Below are 20,191 nucleotides of genomic sequence, written 5' to 3' on the forward strand. Positions count from 1 at the left end.
TATTAATTCTATAGGCTGAGTATGATTTACTCCAGGGCATGAGCCCGACAAGACTTCGCACGCTGCTGGCCGTGGGCCTGACAGCGACCCTGTTGACGGCCGGTTGCGGCAACTCCGGCGGCACCCCGGCGGCGGCCTCCGGCGAGCCGGTCCACGGCGGCACCCTCACTTTCTACGACCCGATCCAGTACGCCGCATGGGTGCCCACCGCGTCGATCTGGTCCAACAGCAACGTCGCCGGCAACGTGGCCGAGCGCCTGATCTGGCAGGACCCGGCGACCGGCGACTTCAAGCCCTGGCTCGCGCAGTCCTGGGAGGTCAGCGACGACAAGCTCAGCTACACCTTCAAGCTGCGGTCCGGTGTCACCTTCAGCAACGGCGACCCGCTCGACGCCGAGACCGTGAAGCTCAACTTCGACCAGCACGGCCTGGGCGACGAGAAGCTGGGCATCCCGAAGGACTCGTTCTGGACCGACTACGCCGGCACCGAGGTCGTCGACGCGCAGACCGTCACGGTGAAGATCGCCAAGCCGAACGCCGCGTTCCTGCAGATCCTCTCCAACTACCGGGCCAGCTCGATCCTCGGCAAGCCGTTCCTGGCGCTCGACCTGGCCGGCCAGGGGCAGCTCACCAACTGGGTCGGCACCGGGCCGTTCACGGTGGAGAAGGTCGACGGCACCACCGGCGTCACACTCAAGCGGCGCGACGACTACAACTGGGCGCCCGAGGGCTCCGCGCACACCGGCAAGGCGTACCTGGAGCGGATCGTCTACAAGTCCGTTCCGGAAGCCGGCACCCGGGTCGGCGCGCTGCAGTCCGGCGAGGCGCAGATCTCCCGCAACATCGCCCCCTACGACGAGCAGACCATCGTCGACGGCGGCGGCAAGGTCGTCGGCATCTCGGTGCAGGGCGAGACCAACTCCCTGAAGATCCAGCAGGATACCAGCGGGCCGACGCAGGACCAGCAGGTGCGGCTGGCGCTCCAGGCCGCCACCGACCGGGCCGAGATCAACAGGACCGTGCTGTCGCCCAGTTACCCGATCCCGAGCAGCGCGCTGGTCAAGGGCACTCCGTTCCGTGGCGACGCGTCGGCGTACCTCACCTATGACCTGGCCAAGGCCACCTCGCTGCTGGAGGCGGCCGGATGGAAGGCCGGCGCCGACGGCGTCCGGGTGAAGGACGGCAAGCGGCTCGAGTTCGAGATCTGGGTCGCGCCCTACTACCAGGTCGCCCAGGCGGTGCTGGAGCTGCTGCAGGCGCAGTGGAAGAAGGCCGGCGTCGACCTCAGGATCCGTTCCGCGTCGCAGGCCGAGTACACCGCGAAGGAGGCGGCCGCGGCCAAGGGCACCGACGACGACTGGGCCTTCGAGCAGGGCCAGACCTCGACCGCCGAGGCCAACGTGCTGCGGGTCTCGCTCGGCGCCGCCCGCTACAACGCGCTGCGCTTCCTCAGCCCGGACCCGACGCTGGAGTCGCTGCTCGACGCGCAGGCGGTCTCCTTCGACCCGGCCGAGCGCAAGGCCGCCATCCAGAAGGTCGAGGACCGGATCTTCGAGCAGGCCTACCTCATCCCGCTGTACGACGAGACCCAGGTGTTCGGCCTGGCCCCGAGCGTGCACGGGTTCGCCACCGAGTCGACCGGCCGCACCTGGCTCTACGACACCTGGCTGGACGAGTAGTCGTGCGCCCCTACCTGATCAGGCGGCTGGGCCAGGCGCTGCTCGTTCTCCTGGCCGCCTACAGCCTCTCGTTCGTCCTGCTCAGCGCCCTGCCGGGGGATGCGATCAGCAACCGGATCGCGTCCCCCGACTCGGGGCTGACCGCCGAGTCGGGCGCGGTCCTGCTCCGTTACTACGGGCTGGACCAGCCACTGTGGGAGCAGTATCTGCGCGGCATTGCCCGGGCGGTCCAGGGTGACCTGGGCCTGTCGCTGCACACCGCTCAACCGGTCCAGGACCTGCTCGCCGACACCCTGCCGAGCACCCTGGAGCTGACCGGCCTGGCCCTGGTCGTCGGGGTGCTGCTGGCCGCGGCGATCGCGCTGCTGATCAACTACGGGCCGTCGGCGCGGCTGCGCGGCCTGTTCTCCGGTGTGCCGTCACTGTTCGCCTCGGTGCCCACCTTCGTGGTGGGCATCCTGGCCCTGCAGTACCTGTCGTTCAAGGCCGGACTGATCCCGTCGGTCGACGACGGCTCGCTGACGGCCCTGCTCGCGCCGGCGGTCACGCTCGGACTGGTGATCGCGGCGCCGCTGGCCCAGGTCTTCGCCGCCTCGATCCGCACCGTCCGGGCCCAGCCGTTCGTGCACGTGCTGCACGCCAAGGGCGCGGGGGAGGGCTTCATCTTCCGCAGGGACGTGTTCCGCAACTCGTCGCTGCCGGTGCTCACCCTGCTCGGCCTGGCGTTCGGGGAGCTGATCGCCGGCTCGGTGGTCACCGAGTCGGTGTTCGCCCGCGACGGCGTCGGCAACCTGGTCGTCGGCGCGGTCAACACCCAGGACCTGCCGGTGGTGCAGGGCGTGGTGCTGCTGTCCACCGCGACGTACGTGATCGTCAATCTGGCCGTCGACGTCGCCTACCCGTTCATCGACCCGCGAGTCCTGATGGGAGCGACCACATGACGCTGTTGGCGGATGCGGAAGTCAAGACGGCGCATGTGCGGCGGCCGAAACCGACCGTCGTCCTGGCGGTGACGGTGGTCGTGGTGGCCCTGCTCTGGGCGCTCGTCCCGGGCCTGTTCACCAGCCACGACCCGCTGGCCGTGCAGCCGGCGCTGCGGTTCCGGCCGCCGTCGGCCGATCACTGGTTCGGCACCGATCAGCTGGGCCGCGATCTCTACACCCGGGTGGTGTACGGCGCGCGCGCCTCCCTGACCGGAGCGGGAGTGGCCGTCGCGCTCGCGGTGCTGGTCGGCGCGGTGCTGGGCACGATCGCCGGCTGGTTCGGTGGCGTCACCGACAGCCTGATCGGCCGCTCGATCGACGTGGTGCTCTCCATCCCGGGTTTCCTGTTCGCGATCACCATCGTGGTCCTGCTGGGCTTCGGGATCCTCCAGGCCGCGGTCGCGGTCGGCCTCACGTCGTCGGCGACGTTCGCCCGGCTGATCCGTTCCGAGGTGCTCAAGGCCCGGTCCAGCAACTATGTCGAGGCGGCGATCACCAGCGGGGCGGGCACGTTCGCGATCCTGCGCCGGCACGTGCTGCCGAACTCGTTCACGGCCACGCTCGCCCTGATCACCGTTCAGTTCGGGATCGCCATCATCTGGATCGCGTCGCTGAGTTTCCTCGGCCTGGGCGCGCAACCGCCGCAGCCGGAGTGGGGCCTGCTGGTTTCCGACGGGCGCAACTACATCGCCAGCCGCGGCTGGCTCACCCTCTGGCCGGGCCTCACCGTCGTCGCCGTCGTGCTGGCCACCAACCACATCTCCCACCACCTGGGCCGAAGGAGAGCGGAATGACGCTGCTGGCCGTCGACGACCTGACCGTCGGGTACCGCGGGCCGCGCGGTCTCACCCCGGTCGTGCACCACGTGTCCGTCCAGGTCGAGCCGGGGCAGGTGCTCGCGCTCGTCGGCGAGTCCGGTTCCGGCAAGACCACCACCGGCCACGCGATCCTCGGACTGCTCCCGGCCAGCGGGGAGGTGATCGGCGGCCGGATCCGGTTCCGTGACCAGGAGCTGACCGAGCTGTCCGCCAAGGGCTGGCGGGACCTGCGCGGGCGGGCGGTCAGCCTGATCCCGCAGGACCCGGGCGTCTCCCTCGACCCGGTACGCCAGGTCGGCGCCCAGGTCGAGGACGTGCTGCTGCTGCACACCGATCTGGACGCCACGGCCCGCCGCAACCGGGTGCACGAGCTGTTCGAGCAGGTCGGGTTCACCGACGTGGAGCGGCGCTACCGGCAGTACCCGCACGAGCTGTCGGGCGGCATGCGTCAGCGGGTGCTGATCGCCGCGGCCATCGCCGCCGAACCGGACCTGATCATCGCGGACGAGCCGACCTCGGGGCTCGACGCGACCGTGCAGAAGCAGGTCCTCGACCTGATCGACGACCTGCGGGCGCGCACCGGCACGGCGGTGGTGCTGGTCACCCACGACCTGGGGGTGGCCGCCGACCGCTCGGACGTGATCGGGGTGATGCAGGACGGCCGTCTCGTCGAGGTCGGCCCCACCGCTGAGGTCATCGGGACGCCGCAGCATCCCTACACCAGGCAGCTGGTGGAGAGCGTGCCCTCCCGTGCCGCACTACCGAGAACCAACCGTGCGACCGGCGAGAAGGTGATCGAGGTGCGCGATCTGCGCAAGGTGTACGGCGGCCACGCCGCGGTGGAAGGCACCTCCTTCGAGGTACGTCAGGGCGAGACCTTCGCGATCGTCGGTGAGTCCGGCAGTGGCAAGTCGACGACGGCGCGGATCCTGACCGGCCTGACCCGCGCGACCTCGGGCAGTGTCGAGGTGCTCGGGACCGATGTGACCGGGCTGAGCCGCCGCGGTTTCCGGCCGTTGCGCCGGGACGTGCAGATCGTCTACCAGAACCCGTACTCGTCGTTCGACCCCCGTTTCGACGTCTTCGACGTGGTCGAGGAGCCGTTGCGGTCGTTCGCGCGGGAAAGGCTGCCGTGGAAGCGGCGGGCCGCCCACGAGGAGCGGGTGATCGCCGCGCTGGAGGCGGCCGCGTTGCCGGCCGACTTCGCGAAACGGCATCCCCGGGAGCTGTCCGGCGGCCAGCGGCAGCGGGTCGCCATCGCGAGGGCGCTGGTCCTGGAGCCGAAGGTGGTGATCCTGGACGAGCCGATCTCGGCGCTGGACGTCTCGGTCGCCGCGCAGATCCTGGCCCTCCTGAAACGCCTGCAGCAGGAGCGGGGCCTGACCTACGTGTTCATCTCGCACGACCTGGCGGTGGTGCGGGCCATCTCGGACCGGGTGGCGGTCATGAGCAACGGGCGCATCGTCGAACAGGGGCCGGTGGAGGACGTGTTCAGTGATCCGCAGGATGAGTACACGGTGCAGCTGCTCGACGCCATCGCCGGCCGTGACCTGCTGGTGGCCGCCCGATGAGCGCCGACCTGGCCGGGGTCCGGGCCGTCCTGGCCGAGCTGGCCGAGGGCGCGGGGGAGCGGGACCGCACCGGCGAGCACCCGTACGCGCTGATCCAGAAGCTGGCCGACGCCGGGTTCGGCCGGTTGCGGGTGCCGCGGGAGTTCGGCGGTTTCGACGTGACCCTGCCGGAGCTGTTCGAGCTGCTGGCCGAGGCCGGGCAGGCCGACTCGAACGTCCCGCAGATCTGGCGCGGCCACTTCACCACCACCGAGATCCTCCGGAAGGAGCACGATCAGGGGGTACGGGAGAAGTGGTTCCGGGCGATCGGCGAGGGCGCGGTCTTCGGCAACGCCCAGTCGGAGCCGTCGGCGCTGGCGGCGGAGGGCGCGGTCACCCGGGTCCGGACCGGTGCCGACGGCCGGCGGCTGGTCGACGGCACCAAGTTCTACTCGACCGGGGCGCGGTTCGCCGACTGGATCCGGGCCGCGGTCACCGACGACGACGGCAACCGCGGGTTCGTGGTGATCCCGGCCCGGCATCCCGGTGTCACGCACGTCGACGACTGGGACGGCATCGGCCAGCGGCAGACCGGCAGCGGCACGACGATCTTCACCGGTGTCCCGGTCGAGGAGCTCGGTGACGTCGGCCGCTACCGGGAGGCGCTGGCCGGGCTCGACTCGTTCGTCCAGATCGTGCACCTGGCCAACCTGGCCGGGATCGCCCGCAACCTGGTCGCCGAGACCGTGACCCTGGTCCGCGGCCGGACCCGGACCAGCCTGCACGGGCTGACCGGCAGCGCCGCCGAGGACCCGGAGGTGCTGGGTGTGATCGGCACGCTCCAGGCCCGGCGGCTGGTCGCGGACACCCTGCTGCGGCACGCGGCCGAACGCCTGGAGGCCGCGCACCACGACGGCGACTTCACCCGCGCCTACCAGGAGACCTCGGCCGCGCAGATCGCGTCGATCGAGGCGGTCCTGGACGCGGCGGCGATCGCCTTCGACGCCCTCGGGTCGTCGGCCGCCCGCAACACGGTGCACCTGGACCGGCACTGGCGCAACGCGCGCACGCTGGCCTCGCACAATCCGGTGATCTACAAGCCGCGGGTGGTCGGCGACTACCTGGTCAACGGCCGGGCGCCGGAGCCCGGATACTACCGGGGCCGGAGCAGTGGCAGCAGCTGATCGCCCTGCCGGCGGATCTCCGGCAGGTACGGGGTGTCCGACAGCACGAAGTGGGTGACGCCGAGACTCTGGTATCGCAGCAGTGACCGGGCGACGTCCTCGGCCGACCCGACGAGCCAGGTGGTGGCAGCGCCGCCACCACCGAATTTTCCGGGCGTGGTGTAGAGGTTCTCGTCCAGCACCTCGCCGCGGGCGGCCAGGTCGAGGAGCCGCTGCTGGCCGACCGCCTCCCGGCGCTGGAGGTCACGCGGCGAGCCCTGGGCCCGGGCCATCCCGGCGACCTTGGCCTCGGCGTCGGCCCACGCCTGCTCGGTGGTGTCGCGGACCAGCGTGGTGATCCGCAGCCCGAACTCCAGCGGCGCGTGCTCGCGGCCCAGCTCCTCGCTGAGCTTCCGCAGGCGCTCGATGCGCTCCTGCACGCCGTCCAGCGGCTCGCCCCAGAACAACTGCACGTCGGCCTCGGTGGCGGCGACCCGCTCGGCCGCCTCGGACGCCCCTCCGAAGTAGAGCCGTGGCGGCTTCGTGACCCGTGGCGTGACCGTCGAGCCGGTCACCTGGAAGTGCTCGCCGGTGAACGTGACGTCCTCCTCGGTCCACAGCCGCCGGACCAGCCGCAGGAACTCCCGCGTGCGCCCGTACCGGTCGGCCTGGTCCTTCTCGCTGTCGCCGTAGGCGCCCAGGTTGTCCTTGCCGGACACGATGTTGACCAGCACCCGGCCGCCGGAGAGATGTTGGAGGGTGGCGGCCGCGGACGCGAAGTTGGCCGGCCGCCAGTAGCCCGGCCGGATCGCGATGAGCGGCTGGAACGTGGTGGTCCGGGCGGCCAGCGCGGTGGCCACGGTGAACGTGTCGGGCCGCCCCCAGCCGGTGCCGAGCAGGGCGCCGCCCCAGCCGTGGTCCTCCAGCGCGCGGGCCTGCTCGGTCAGGGTGTCGAGGCTGTTGTGACCCTCGACGACATCGTCGCCGCGGTGTCCCGGTGTGACCTGATTGGGGATGTACCAGAGGTATTCGCTGCTCACGTACGGCCTCCCGGACCACTCATTGACGAACGGCTGTGCCTTGAGTCACCCTACATATCCTATAGGGCCTATAGGTATGTTGTAGATAGGTGCCGCGCTTCACACAAGGAGAGGCCCGCATGTCCGACCTCCGTACCGTCATCGAGAACGCCTCCCCCGCCCGCCGCCGGTGGCCCTGGATCGCCGGCGCCGCATCGGCCGCCGTCCTGCTCGCCGTCGGCGTCGGTTTCGCCGTCACCCGTGACAGCGATGGAAACGGCGCCGCCGCCGGCGACACCCCGGTGCGCGGCGGCACGCTCGAATTCGCGCTCATCGACTACCAGCGCAGCCCCGACCCGCAGTGGGGAACCAACTACGCCGAGTCGCTCATCGGCAACAACATCACCGACAAGCTGACCTGGCAGGACCCGCAGACCGGCGAGATCACCCCGTGGCTGGCCGAGTCGTGGACCTACAACACCGAGCTCACCGAGTTCACCTTCAAACTGCGTAAGGACGTGACGTTCAGCGACGGCGCGCCCTTCGACTCGGCCGCGGTCAAGGCCAACTTCGACCAGTACGTGCGGGGCGACGAGAAACTCGGCATCAACCCGAACGGGGCGACCCTGCTGTCCGGTTACATCGAGACGGCCACCCCGGACCCGTACACCGCGGTCGTCAGATTCGCCAAGCCGCTGGCCAGTTTCCTGCAGGCGTCGTCGTTCACGGCCAACGCGCAGCCCGGCTTCCTGTCGCCGGCGACACTGAAGCTGAGCGCCGAGGAGCGGTCCGACCCGAAGAAGATCATCGGGACCGGGCCGTTCGTCTACGAGTCGTGGCAGGAGCAGGTCAAGACAGTCCTGGTCAAGCGGCCCGGATACCACTGGTCGCCGCCGGCGCTGAAGCACGACGGCGAGGCCTATCTCGACAAGGTCGTCTTCAACACCATCCCGGAAGCCAGCGTACGGACCGGGTCGCTCGCCTCCGGCACCATCGACGCCACCCTCGACGTCGGCACCACCGACGAGGCACCGCTCAAGGCGCAGGGCTTCGAGATCATCAGCCGGGGCGTCTCCGGGACCGCGATCCTGTTCAACTTCAACACGTCTCTGTTCCCGACGAACGACATCGCGGTGCGCAAGGCGATCCAGCGGGGCTGGGACCGGTCGGCCGTCGAGAAGACGGTGCTGACCGACTCGTACTCGATCGCCACCTCGGTGCTGCACAGGTCGGTGTCCGGCTACGTCGACCACAGCGGCTCGGCTCTCCGGTTCGACCCGGACGGAGCGAAGAAGCTGCTCGACGACGCGGGCTGGGCGCCCGGCGCGGACGGCATCCGGGTCAAGGACGGCAAGCGTCTCGAGGTCAAGCTGCTCGGCATCAGCAACCTGGTGGTCAACAAGCCGGCCTACGAGTCGGTGCAGCAGGACCTCAAGAAGATCGGCGTCGACCTGCGACTGACCGTGGTGCCGATCCCGGACTACGCGGCCGCGATCGCCAAGGCCACGACCGACTGGAACGTCACCGCCAGCAACCGGTCCCGCAACGACCCGGCGGTGCTGAACCTCCAGTACAGCCCGAAGGTCGGCAACGTCACCTACCTGGCCGAGGCGTCCACCGGGATCGACGTGGCCGAGGTGACCGACACGCTCGGGAAGCTGGAGAGCACCCTCGACCCGGCCCGGCGCAAGGAGTACGCCAAGGCCGCCCAGGACCTGCTGATCGAGAAGTACGCGCTGGTCAACCCGATCTACAACCCGTCGCAGGTGATCGCGCACGCCCCGTACGTGCACGGGATCATCTTCGACGCGCAGTCCCGCAACCACTTCGTCGACGCCTGGAAGAACAAGGGGTAGCCGGTCGTGCTGCGCTACGCCTCGCTCAAGGTCGGCCGGGCCCTGTTCGTGGTCTGGGCCGCGTTCACGGTCACGTTCGTCCTGCTCTTCGTGCTGCCGGCCAACCCGGTGGACCTGCTGTTCGATCCGGCCGAGATCAACAGCATCCCCCAGGAGGTACGGGACCAGGTCGCCGCCAACTACGGATTCAACCAGCCGGTGATCCTCCAGTACCTGAACCGGCTCGGCCACGCCGCGGCCGGCGACTTCGGGAGCTCGGTGCAGTCCGGCCGGCCGGTGATCGAGGCGATCCTGGACGTGCTGCCCAGCACCCTGATCCTGGCGGCCGGGGCGCTCGCGCTGGCGCTGCTGCTCGCGTTCGTCATCGCCCTGGTGGCGACCTCGACCCGGCACGAGTGGCTGCGCAACCTGGTCGAGGCGCTGCCGGCCGGCGCTGTCTCGGTGCCGGTGTTCCTCTCCGGCATCCTGATCCTGCAGGTGTTCTCGTTCCAGCTGGGCTGGTTCCCCGCGTTCGGCGACGCGGGACCGTCCAGCCTGGTCCTACCGCTGATCACACTGGCCATCCCGGTCGCCGGGCCGATCGCGCAGCTGCTCGTGCGCAGTTTCGCCGGCGAGTTCCGGTCCGGTTACGTGACGACCAGCTGGGCCAAGGGCGCCACCCGCGGCGCGATCATCGTGGGTGACGTCTTCCGCAACGCCAGCCTGCCGGCGCTGACCATCGCCGGGATCACCTTCGGCAACCTGATCGCCGGGTCGGTGATCACCGAGACGGTCTTCGCCCGGCAGGGCATCGGCCGGATGACCCAGACCGCCATCAACACCCTCGACGTGCCGCTGGTGCAGGGCATCGTGGTGCTGGTCGCGGGCAGCTTCGCGCTGATCAACCTGGTCGTCGACCTGATCTACCCGCTGCTGGATCCGCGGCTGCGGGCCACCCTCGCCGCGCCGGTCCCGGTGGCGGTGGCGACATGAGGGGCCTGGAGGTCCTGCGCCGCCCGACCCTGGTGATCTCCTGGCTGATCGTCCTCACCGTGATCGGCTGGGCGGTCGTGCCCGACCTGTTCAGCTCCTACAGCCCGTACGACGGCGACAGCTCGGCCAGTTTCGCGCCGCCCAGTCCCGACCACTGGTTCGGCACCGATCGGCTGGGCCGTGACCTGTTCGCCCGCAGCGTCCACGGCGCCCGCACCACCCTGATCGCGACGCTGCTGGCGGTGCTCCTCGCGTTCGGCGCCGGCACCGTGATCGGCCTGGTCGCCGGGTTCTCCGGCGGCATCGTCGACACCGCGATCATGCGGGTCGTCGACGTGTTCCTGGCCATCCCGAGCCTGCTGCTGGCCATGGTGGTGGTGTCGGTCCTCGGCTACTCGACGAACAACATCGCCCTGGCCGTCGGAGTCTCCACGATCGCGTCGTTCGCCCGGGTGATGCGGTCGGAGGTGCTCGCCGTCGTCGGGCAGGACTACGTGCGGGCCGCCTACGGCGTCGGCGTCGGCCGGATCGCGGTGATGCTGCGCCACGTCGTGCCGAACTCGCTCAGCTCGGTGATCGCGCTGGCCGCCCTGGAGATCGGCTCGGCCGTGCTGGCGGTGGCGTCACTCGGCTTCCTCGGTTACGGCGCGCCACCGCCGGAGCCGGAGTGGGGACTGCTCGTCGCCGAGGGACGCGACTTCGTGGCCGTACACCCGTGGGCCTCGATCCTGCCCGGCCTCGCCCTGGCCGCCGTGGTGATCGCCGCCCACCGGATCAGCACCTCGTTCCGGAAGGAGCACGGCCGATGACCGATCCCCTTCTCCATATCACCGGCCTGACCGTCGACTACCGCACCGGCCGGCACTGGACACCGGCCGTCCGCGGCGCCGGGCTGCACGTCGAACCGGGCGAGTTCGTCTCGCTGGTGGGGGAGTCCGGCTCCGGCAAGACCACCCTCATCCAGGGGGCGCTCGGCCTGCTCCCGGCGGCGGCCCGGATCAGCGGCGGCTCGATCGAGTACTCCGGCGTCGACGTGACCGGCTGGAACGACCGGCGGATGGCGCTGGTCCGTGGCAACTACGTCGGTTTCATCCCGCAGGACCCGAACACCTCGCTCAACCCGGTCAAGCGGATCGGCCGCCAGGTCATCGAGGCGATCCGCTTCAACCGGCGGCCGGAGAAGCCCGACTTCCGCGAAGCGGCGCTGGACGCTCTGCGCACCGCCGGCCTGACGAACGCCGGACGGGTCTTCGAGCAGTACCCGCACGAGCTCAGCGGCGGCATGAAACAACGGGCCCTGATCGCGATCGCCCTGGCCGGCCAGCCGAAGATCATCGTCGCCGACGAGCCGACCAGCGCCCTCGACGTCACCGTGCAGAAGGTCATCCTCGACCACCTGGTGTCGCTGCGGGAGACCCTCGGCATCGGCATCCTGCTGGTCACCCACGACCTCGGCGTCGCCCTCGAACGCTCCGACCGGATCCTGGTCATGCAGGACGGCGTCATCGTCGAACACGGACCGGTCGCCCAGGTCCTGGAGAAACCCGAGGCGGCATACACCAGGCGGTTGCTCGATGCGGCGCCCTCCCGGCATGCCGGTCGTCTCAAACCCACCGCGGAGGTACGGCTACCCGCCCCCGAAGACGGCGAACCCGTCCTGGTCGCCGACAATCTCACGAAGACGTACCGGCTGCGGGGCCGCGGATCGTTGCGCGCCCTGGACGCGGCCGGGCTGACCGTCCGCCGGGGCACCACGCACGCCATCGTCGGCGAGTCCGGCGCCGGCAAGTCCACACTGGCCGCCATCCTCGCCGGGTTCACCGCCGCCGACGCCGGGACCGTGCACGCCGGCGACCGTGAGCTCACCGGCCTGAACCGCGCCCAGCTCCGTGAGCTGCGCCGCGACCTGCAGTTCGTCTTCCAGAACCCGTTCACCTCGCTGGACCCGAGGTTCACCGTCGAACGGATCGTCGCCGAACCGCTGCGGGCCTTCGGGCTGGCGCCGGGCCGGGCCGCCCGCACCGCCCGGGTGATCGAGCTGCTGCGGGCCGTCGCCCTGGACGACTCCTACCTGCACCGGCTGCCCGGCCAGCTCTCCGGCGGGCAGCGGCAGCGGGTCGCGATCGCCCGGGCGCTGGCCCTCACCCCGAAGATCCTGGTCCTCGACGAGGCGGTCAGCGCCCTCGACGTCTCGGTGCAGGCGCAGATCCTGCAACTGCTCGTCGACCTGCAGGCCGAGTACGGCCTCAGCTACGTCTTCGTGACCCACGACCTCGGGGTCGTCCGCCTGATCGCCGACGACGTGACGGTGATGAAGGACGGCGTCGTCGTCGAGACCGGCCCGGCCGACCGGGTCCTCCGCGCCCCGGAGCACGACTACACCCGGCAGCTGCTGGCCGCAGTCCCGGGTATCGACATCAGGAGCCTGTCATGACCCGTCAGCTGCACATCAACGTCAACATCCTCAACGCGGGCGTCTTCGGCGGCTCGTGGCGGTTCCCCGGCACCGACGGGATCGCCAGCTACACCATCGACCACTACACGTCGATCGCCCGCAAGGCCGAGCAGGCCAAGCTCGACGCGGTGTTCCTCGCCGACGGGCCGTCGCTCGACCCGACCGTCCGGCACCGGCCCGGCAACAACCTCGAACCGACCACGGTGCTGGCCCGGATCGCGGCGCAGACCCAGCACATCGGGCTGATCGGGACGCTGTCGTCGTCGTACAACGACCCGGTCGAGGTGGCCCGCCGCCTCGGTGACCTCGACTTCGTCAGCGGCGGCCGGTTCGGCTGGAACGTGGTCACCACGGCCGGCCCGATCGCCGCCCGCAACTTCGGCCGCAGCACCGAGCCCGAGCACGGGCAGCGCTACCTGCGGGCGGCCGAGTTCACCGAGGCGGTCGTCGCCGCGTGGGCCGCCCGCACCGTGCACACCTCCCCGCAGGGCCGGCCGGTCGTCGTGCAGGCCGGCGGCTCCAGCGACGGGCGGCGGCTCGCCTCCCGGATCGGCGAGGTGATCTTCTCGGCCGACCAGGACGTCGAGCACGCCCGCGCGTTCCGGGCCGGGATCCGGGCCGGCGCCGCGGAGTTCGGCCGTGACCCGGAGGGCGTGGTCGTGCTGCCCGGCCTGTCGACCGTCGTCGGCAGCACCGAGGCCGAGGCGAAGGCCCGGCGCGAGCTGCTCGACGAGGTGCTGCCGATCGCGTACGCCCGCAACCGGCTCGCCGGCCAGCTCGGCTTCTCCCTCGACGGTCTCGCCGACGACGAGCCGATCCCCGACGAACTGCTCGTCGACCCGGACGAGGCCGGCGGCTCGCAGACGTTCTACCGGGTCGTCAAGGCGATCATCGACCGGGACCGGCCCACCCTCGGCCAGCTGCTGAAGAAGCTGTCCGGCGGCGGCGGGCACCGGATCGTCACCGGCACCCCGGAGCAGATCGCCGACGACATCGAGCACTGGTTCACCACCGGCGCCGCCGACGGCTTCAACGTGATGCCCGACGTGCTGCCGTCCGGCTTCGACGACTTCGCCGACCACGTCATCCCCGAGCTGCAGCGGCGCGGACTGTTCCGCACCGAGTACGACGGCACGACCCTGCGCGGCCACCTCGGCCTGGGCCTGCCCGCGGCGCCGGCCGTCTCCCGGCGACCCGTCCCGCAACTGGAGGTGATCGGCGCATGAGCCTCGCCGTCACTGTCACGATCGCCGTCGGCGACGATCCCGCCGTTCCGTCGCTGGCCGAGGCCGGTGTCATCGCCGACCTGGCCGCCCGGCTCGGGGTGGCCGCGCTGCGGCTGACCGACGCCGCGCTGGACCCGACCGTGGTCGCGGCCTATCTGGCCGGTCGCCACCCCGGCATCGGCTACCTGCCGGAGGTCCCCACCACCCATCAGGCGCCCTACAACGTGGCCCGCCGGATCCTGTCGCTCGACCGGGCCACCGCCGGGCGGATCGGCGTCGCCCTGCTGCCCGGTGACGGCGACGAGGTCAGCGACCAGAACCGCCCCACCGACGCGACCGACCCGGCGCGGCGCTGGGCCGAGTATGCCCACGTGCTGACCCGGCTGTGGGAGTCGTTCCCGCGGGAGGCGCTGATCGGCGACCAGGAGAACGCGATCGTCGCCGACGACACCCTGATCCGCCGGATCGACCACGAGGGCACCTTCTACCGGGTCGCCGGGCCGCTGGACGGTCCGTCGTCGGTGCAGGGCCGCCCGGTGATCGTCGCCGACCTGGGCACCCTCGACCTCGCGTCGGTCGCGACCTCCGCCGACGTGATCGTCACCGGCCGTCCCGGCGGCGTGGACCGGGGTGGTGCCGCCCTCTTCGGCCGGATCGCCGTCGGCGCGACGACCGACCCGGCGGCCCTGCGCGACTGGGCCGCCGATCACTCGCTCGACGGCATCGAACTGGTGCCCGACGGTGACGTGACAGCCGTGCTGCGCGCGATCGTGCCGCATCTGATCTCTCCGGCGGCCACGCCGCCACCGACGCTACGGGCCGCCCTGGGCCTGTCCGAGCCGCTGGCGGTGCTCGCATGACCGACCTCATCGCCCCCGCCACCTGGACCGTCGCCGGGATCAGGGCCGCCGCCCAGCCCATCCTGGAACGGCTCGCCGCCTCCGCCCGTACCCGCGAAGAAGATCGTGATTTCGCCTTCGGTGACGTCCGCGCCCTCGCCGAGCAGCGGATCACGCTGGTCGGGATCGCCGTCGAGGACGGCGGTGCCGGCGGCACGGTCCGCGACGTCGCCGACCTGATCGTGGCGATCGCCCGCGCCGACTCCAACGTCGCGCAGGCGCTGCGGTCCAGTTTCCTCACCGCCAACCGGGTTGCCGGGCGCCCGGACCTGCCGCAGCGCGAGCTGCTGCTGGAACGACTGCGGGCCGGTGACCTGTTCGCCGGCACCGCCAACGAGCGCACCGGCGGCGCGGGCGGCGCCGTCAACACCACGATCGAGCCGGACGGCGACGGTTTCGTCATCAACGGCGAGAAGTACTACTCGACCGGCGGGCTCTACGCGTCCTGGTTCTCGGCCAGTGCCAGGCACGCCGACGGGACGATCGTGCAGTTCACCGTGCCCGTCGACCGGGCCGGTGTGGAACGGCTCGACGACTTCGACGCGGTCGGGCAACGGCTCACCCAGAGCGGCACCACCCGCCTGGTGAACGTGCGGGTCACCGCCGACGAGGTGAGCCCGCGCGACAACGCCTCGCTCGACGTGCCCTGGCAGGGCGGGTTCGCGCAGCTCTACCTGGCCGCGGTGCAGGCCGGCGTGGCGGCCGCCGCCCTCGACGACGCGGTCCGGTTCGTCCGGGAGAAGGCGCGGCCGATCAAGCACAGTTCGGCGTCGAGGAGCACCGAGGACCCGTACGTCCGCCAGACCGTCGGGGAGATCGCCGCCCGGGCGCAGGCGGCCCGTGCGGCCGTGCTGTTCGCCGCGGAGGCCCTGCAGGAGGTCCGCGGCCTCACCGGAGCGGCGGCCCGGGCCGCCGGCGCGGCCGCCTCGGTGACCGTCGCGCAGACCGGCGTGATCGCCATCGAGAACGCGCTGCGTGCCGCCGAGCTGCTCTTCGACGTGGGCGGCGCCTCGATCACCGACCGGAGCCTCGGCTTCGACCGGCACTGGCGCAACGCCCGTACCGCCGCCAACCACAACCCGCGGCAGTGGAAGGCGGCCGTCGCCGGCGCCTACCACCTGACCGGCGAGGACCCGCCCACCACCGGACTGTTCTAGGAGCTCGTGATGACCATTCCCACCGACCGCGTCCTCGGCCGTACCGGGGTCCGCATCGGGCCCCTCACGCTCGGCACCATGAACTTCGGCCGCTGGCAGGAGGAGGACGAGAGCATCCGGATCATCCACGCGGCCCTCGACGCCGGGATCACCGCCGTCGACACCGCCGACGTGTACGCCCACGGCGTCTCCGAGGAGATCGTCGGCAAGGCCATCCGCGACCGCCGTGACGACGTCTTCCTGGCCACCAAGTTCCACGGCCAGGTCGGGGACAACCCGCAGCACGCCGGCAACTCGCGCCGCTGGATCGTCCAGGCCGTGGAGAACAGCCTGCGCCGCCTCGGCACCGACCACCTCGACCTCTACCAGGCGCACCGGCCGGACCCGCACACCGACCTGCTGGAGACCCTGCTGACCCTGAACGACCTGATCCGGCAGGGCAAGATCCGCTACTACGGCACGTCGGTGTTCCCGGCGCACCAGCTGGTCGAGGCGCACTGGCTGGCCGAGAAGCATCACCTGATCGCCCCGCACACCGAGCAGCTGCCGTACTCGCTGCTGGTCCGCGGCGTGGAGCGGGAGGTCCTCCCGGTGGTCCGCAAATACGGTGTCGGCGTGATCAGTTACGGACCGCTCGCCGCCGGCTGGCTGTCCGGGAAGTACCGGATCGGCGCCGGGCAGCCCGAGTCGGCCCGTGCCGACCTGATCCCCGGCCGCTTCGACGTCACCGCCGAGCGCAACCAGCGCAAACTCGCCGCCGCCGACGCCCTGGCCCGGCTGGCCGAGGAGAACGGGCTGACCCTGGTCGAACTGGCCGTCGGGTTCGCCCTCAACCACCCGGCGATCAGCAGCGTCATCATCGGCCCGCGCACCGCCGCGCACCTGGAGGCCTACCTGAAGGCCGCCACCGTCCACCTCGACAGCACCGTCCTCGACCGGATCGACGAGATCGTCGACCCGGGCACACAGTTCCTGGAACGCGACACCGGCCGGGACACCCCGTCCCTGCAGCCCGCCCAGCTCCGCCGTAACCACTGAGAGGCACCAGCATGTCCTACGGAACCTTCGAGACGACGTACGCCGCGGCACCCGGCCGTTACGACCGGATCCCGTACCGGCGCACCGGGAGCTCGGGACTCGACCTGTCGGCGTTCTCGTTCGGGCTGTGGCAGAAGTTCGGGAAGGACTACCCGTACGAGACCCAGCGCGAGATCATCCTGCACGCCTTCGATCTGGGCATCACCAGCTTCGACAACGCCGACCGGTACGGCCCCCCGCACCGCGCCGCGCAGAAGGTCTTCGGCCAGGTGCTGAAGAACGACCTCGCCCCCTACCGCGACGAGCTGATCCTGTCGACCAAGGCCGGCAACCCGATCGGCCCCAGCCCCTATCTCAAGGGCGGCTCCCGCAAGTCGCTGCTCGGCTCGCTCGACCACAGCCTGCGTGACCTGGGCACCGACTACGTCGACATCTTCTACCACCACCGCCCGGACGAGACCACACCGATCGACGAGACCGTCGGCGCCCTGGTCAGTGCGGTCCAGCAGGGCAAGGCGCTGTACGTCGGCATCTCCAACTACCCGACCGATCGGGCGCACGAGATCGCCGGGCTGCTGCGACAGGCCGGGGTCCCGCTGCTGATCCACCAGCCGCGCTACTCGATCTTCGACCGCCGCCCCGAGCAGAGTGGCCTGATCGACACGGCCGCGGCCGACGGGTTCGGGCTGATCGTCTACTCGCCGCTCGCGCAGGGCCTGCTCACCGACAAGTACCTGGACGGTGACGTGCCCGCCGGGGCGCGCGCCCAGAACAGCGCGTTCCTCAAGCCGGACGTCATCGACGAGGTGTACCGGCAGCGGGCCGCCGCCCTGAACAAGGTCGCCGCCGACCGCGGCCAGTCGCTGGCCCAGCTGGCTCTCCAGTGGGTGCTGCGCCGTCCCGAGGTCACCTCGGCCCTGATCGGCGCCAGCTCCACGGCGCAGCTCGACCACAACGTCAAGGCTCTGGACTTCCCGCCGCTGACCGACGAGGAGCTGGCGCTCATCGACGAGCACGGCGTACACGGGACCGGTCTGAAGCTGTGACCCGGCGCCTCGGCTTCCTGCTGCACCTCGACGGCGACGAGTCACCGGCCGAGGCCTACGCGGCGGCGATCGACCTGTTCGCCGCCGCCGAGGACCTGGGCTACGACTCCGGCTGGGTGATCCAGCGGCACTTCCGGCAGGGCAACGAGCACATCTCGTCCCCGCTCGTGGTGCTCGCCGCCATCGCCCAGCGCACGCACCGGATCCGGCTCGGCACCGGTGTGCTGGTGCTGCCGCTCGAGGACCCGCTCAGGGTGGCCGAGGACGCCGCGACCCTGGACGCGCTGGCCGGTGGCCGTCTGGAACTGGGTGTCGGCTCGGGACCCTTCCCGGGCGCCTGGGAGGCGTTCGGGAAGGACCTGGCCGACCGGCACGACCAGTGGGACGCCTCGGTGGCACGCCTGCACGAGGTGCTCGACGGCACCGCGCTCAACAGCCTGGGCGAGGTGCTGCACCCGCCCGGCCGTGAGCTGCGGCGCCGGCTCTGGCAGGCGACCAGCGGCGATCCGGCGCGGGCCACGGCGGCGGTCGTCGCCGCGGCCCGCGCCGGGGACGGGCTGCAACTGTCCCGCGCGACCGGCTGGCGTGGCGGCACCGTCGAGGAGGCCCAGCGGCAGCAGGCCGGCTGGATCGACACCTACCTGAAGGCGTGGGACCGCCCGGAACCACCGCGAGTGCAGGTGTCCCGGGCCCTCTACCCGCATCCCGACCGGGCCGAGGCGGTACGGCTCGTCACCCCGGGCGTCCGCCGCTGGCAGAGCTGGATGTCCGCCTCGAACGCCGCCTCGCTCAGCGTCGACGGGTTCCTGGCCGCCGACCGTGCCCTGCTCGGCCCGCCGGAGGACATCGCCACGGCACTGTCCGCCGACCCGGCGCTGGAACACGCCACCGACCTGCTGGTGAGCTTCGTGCCGGGCGTGCCCGATCACGCCGAGCACCTGCGGCTGCTCACCTCCGCCGCGCGTGACGTGGCGCCCCTGATCCGGAAGGAACCACGATGACCGGCTTCCACCTCAACCTGTCGCTCATGACGCCCGGCCACTTCCGGCACGCGTGGCGGCTCCCGCACGCCGACCCGTGGGCATACCTCGACATCAGTCACTTCCAGCGGCTCGCCCGGGTCGCCGAGAAGGCCCGCATCGACGCGGTGTTCCTCGGCGACGGCCCGGCGCTGCGCGGCGAGATCGAGGAGGCGCCCGGCACCGGACTCGACCCGCTCGTGCTGCTCGGCGCGCTGGCCGCGATCACCACCGACCTGGGCGTGGTGATCACCAGCTCGACCACGTACAACTCGCCGTACAACCTGGCCCGGCGTTTCCAGGCCCTGGACCACGTCACCCGGGGCCGGGCCGCCGTCAACATCGTCACCACCGGCACCCCGGCCGCCGCCGCGAACTTCGGGCTGGCCGAGCACCCGGACAAGGAGACCCGATACCGGCGGGCGCACGAGTTCCTCGACGTGGTCACCCGGCTGTGGGACGGCTGGGAGCCCGGCGCGATCGTCGCCGACAAGGCCACCGGACGGTACGCCGACCTGGACCGCATCCACCGGATCGACCACGAGGGCGAGTTCTTCTCGGTCGCCGGGCCGCTGCCGGTGCCGGCCGGACCGCAGGGCCGCCCGGTGCTGGTGCAGGCCGGCGGCTCGGCCGGTGGGCTGGCCCTGGCCGGTGACTTCGCCGACGTCGTCTTCACGGTCGCGCAGACCAGGGGCAAGGCGGTGGCGTTCCGCGACGACATCCGGGCGCGTGCGGCTGCGGCCGGCCGGAACCCGGACCACGTGAAGATCTCCCTCGGTGTGGTGGTGCTGGTCGCCGCGACCGAGGCCGAGGCCCGCCGCCGCGAGCGGGAGCTGTACGACACCCTCCCGATCGAGCGGCTCACCGTGGCGCTGACCCGCAACCTGGGCCTGCCGGACGGGCTGTTCGGCCCGGACGATCCGATCAGCCCGGCCGACCTGCCGGAGGGGATCCCGGACGGGGCGTTCTCGGCGGGGTTCAGCGTGTCCACCCGGGAGCTGATCGCCGAGGGCCCGCGCACCCCGCGCGAGGTGATCCAGCGGGGCGCGGGCGGTTCCGGCCACCGGCTGCTCGTGGGTTCGGCCGAGCAGGTCGCCGACGACCTCCAGGCCTGGTTCGAGGCCGGCACCGCCGACGGGTTCACGATCATGCCGGCTGACACGTCGGTGGACTTCGAGAACTTCGCCCGCCTGGTCGTCCCGATCCTCCAGGAGCGGGGACTGTTCCAGCGCGACTACGCCGACCCGACGCTGCGCGGCCGCTACGAACTGCCGTGGCCGGCCCGGACATCCGAGCCGGCCACGGTCTGAC

General features: G+C 71.3%; 17 protein-coding genes. 16 read left to right on the forward strand and 1 reads right to left on the reverse strand.

The window, feature by feature from the left end; all coding sequences use genetic code 11:
• The first annotated feature begins 38 nt into the window (after positions 1-38).
• The 5 genes from ACFO0C_RS31625 to ACFO0C_RS31645 are packed head-to-tail and all read left to right on the forward strand — an operon-like array spanning position 39 to position 6,214.
• The gene (locus ACFO0C_RS31625) at positions 39-1,679 is read left to right on the forward strand and encodes an ABC transporter substrate-binding protein (protein WP_378070376.1); all 1,641 of its coding nucleotides are present in this window, start codon (positions 39-41) and stop codon (positions 1,677-1,679) included.
• Between the two features lie 2 nt (positions 1,680-1,681).
• Entirely contained in the window at positions 1,682-2,620 is a 939-nt protein-coding gene (locus ACFO0C_RS31630; RefSeq protein ID WP_378070377.1) for an ABC transporter permease, read from the forward strand.
• Positions 2,617-3,456, forward strand: coding sequence for an ABC transporter permease (locus ACFO0C_RS31635; RefSeq protein ID WP_378070378.1), 840 nt, complete (start codon positions 2,617-2,619; stop codon positions 3,454-3,456). Before ACFO0C_RS31630 ends, ACFO0C_RS31635 begins: the two co-directional genes overlap by 4 nt.
• Positions 3,453-5,051, forward strand: coding sequence for a dipeptide ABC transporter ATP-binding protein (locus ACFO0C_RS31640; protein ID WP_378070379.1), 1,599 nt, complete (start codon positions 3,453-3,455; stop codon positions 5,049-5,051). The genes ACFO0C_RS31635 and ACFO0C_RS31640 overlap by 4 nt, the downstream gene beginning before the upstream one ends.
• Positions 5,048-6,214 (forward strand): acyl-CoA dehydrogenase family protein, encoded by a 1,167-nt coding sequence (locus tag ACFO0C_RS31645; RefSeq protein WP_378070380.1) that lies wholly within the window; start codon positions 5,048-5,050, stop codon positions 6,212-6,214. Before ACFO0C_RS31640 ends, ACFO0C_RS31645 begins: the two co-directional genes overlap by 4 nt.
• Here the strand turns inward: ACFO0C_RS31645 and ACFO0C_RS31650 are convergent.
• A complete protein-coding gene (locus ACFO0C_RS31650; protein ID WP_378070381.1) occupies positions 6,184-7,233 on the reverse strand; it encodes an LLM class flavin-dependent oxidoreductase in 1,050 nt (349 codons plus the stop codon). The two genes, ACFO0C_RS31645 and ACFO0C_RS31650, sit on opposite strands and share 31 nt — an antisense overlap.
• 119 nt (positions 7,234-7,352) lie before the next feature.
• Here ACFO0C_RS31650 and ACFO0C_RS31655 point away from each other — a divergent pair, with 119 nt between their 5' ends.
• From ACFO0C_RS31655 to ACFO0C_RS31705, 11 genes are read left to right on the forward strand one after another with little or no spacing between them, the layout of a single operon-like run.
• Positions 7,353-9,068 (forward strand): ABC transporter substrate-binding protein, encoded by a 1,716-nt coding sequence (locus ACFO0C_RS31655; protein WP_378070382.1) that lies wholly within the window; start codon positions 7,353-7,355, stop codon positions 9,066-9,068.
• Positions 9,069-9,074: 6 nt separating this feature from the next.
• Entirely contained in the window at positions 9,075-10,040 is a 966-nt protein-coding gene (locus tag ACFO0C_RS31660; RefSeq protein WP_378070383.1) for an ABC transporter permease, read from the forward strand.
• Entirely contained in the window at positions 10,037-10,849 is an 813-nt protein-coding gene (locus ACFO0C_RS31665; RefSeq protein WP_378070384.1) for an ABC transporter permease, read from the forward strand. Before ACFO0C_RS31660 ends, ACFO0C_RS31665 begins: the two co-directional genes overlap by 4 nt.
• On the forward strand, positions 10,846-12,474 hold the full coding sequence (locus ACFO0C_RS31670; RefSeq protein ID WP_378070385.1) for a dipeptide ABC transporter ATP-binding protein: 1,629 nt from the start codon (positions 10,846-10,848) through the stop codon (positions 12,472-12,474). The genes ACFO0C_RS31665 and ACFO0C_RS31670 overlap by 4 nt, the downstream gene beginning before the upstream one ends.
• Positions 12,471-13,721 carry an LLM class flavin-dependent oxidoreductase gene (locus tag ACFO0C_RS31675; RefSeq protein ID WP_378070386.1) on the forward strand — a complete coding sequence of 417 codons (1,251 nt, stop codon included), beginning with the start codon at positions 12,471-12,473 and terminating at the stop codon, positions 13,719-13,721. The genes ACFO0C_RS31670 and ACFO0C_RS31675 overlap by 4 nt, the downstream gene beginning before the upstream one ends.
• Positions 13,718-14,581: an LLM class flavin-dependent oxidoreductase gene (locus tag ACFO0C_RS31680; protein WP_378070387.1), complete on the forward strand. Its 864-nt coding sequence runs from the start codon at positions 13,718-13,720 to the stop codon at positions 14,579-14,581. The genes ACFO0C_RS31675 and ACFO0C_RS31680 overlap by 4 nt, the downstream gene beginning before the upstream one ends.
• Complete coding sequence (locus ACFO0C_RS31685; RefSeq protein ID WP_378070388.1) at positions 14,578-15,777, forward strand: acyl-CoA dehydrogenase family protein; 1,200 nt, start codon at positions 14,578-14,580, stop codon at positions 15,775-15,777. The genes ACFO0C_RS31680 and ACFO0C_RS31685 overlap by 4 nt, the downstream gene beginning before the upstream one ends.
• Before the next feature lie 9 nt (positions 15,778-15,786).
• Positions 15,787-16,815 (forward strand): aldo/keto reductase, encoded by a 1,029-nt coding sequence (locus ACFO0C_RS31690; protein WP_378070389.1) that lies wholly within the window; start codon positions 15,787-15,789, stop codon positions 16,813-16,815.
• Positions 16,816-16,826: 11 nt separating this feature from the next.
• Positions 16,827-17,861 (forward strand): aldo/keto reductase, encoded by a 1,035-nt coding sequence (locus ACFO0C_RS31695; RefSeq protein WP_378070390.1) that lies wholly within the window; start codon positions 16,827-16,829, stop codon positions 17,859-17,861.
• Complete coding sequence (locus tag ACFO0C_RS31700; RefSeq protein WP_378070391.1) at positions 17,858-18,862, forward strand: LLM class flavin-dependent oxidoreductase; 1,005 nt, start codon at positions 17,858-17,860, stop codon at positions 18,860-18,862. Before ACFO0C_RS31695 ends, ACFO0C_RS31700 begins: the two co-directional genes overlap by 4 nt.
• On the forward strand, positions 18,859-20,190 hold the full coding sequence (locus tag ACFO0C_RS31705) for an NtaA/DmoA family FMN-dependent monooxygenase (RefSeq protein WP_378070392.1): 1,332 nt from the start codon (positions 18,859-18,861) through the stop codon (positions 20,188-20,190). The genes ACFO0C_RS31700 and ACFO0C_RS31705 overlap by 4 nt, the downstream gene beginning before the upstream one ends.
• Position 20,191 lies beyond the last annotated feature (1 nt).

It is taken from the genome of Actinoplanes subglobosus (assembly GCF_042650585.1).
Lineage (GTDB): Bacteria > Actinomycetota > Actinomycetes > Mycobacteriales > Micromonosporaceae > Actinoplanes > Actinoplanes subglobosus.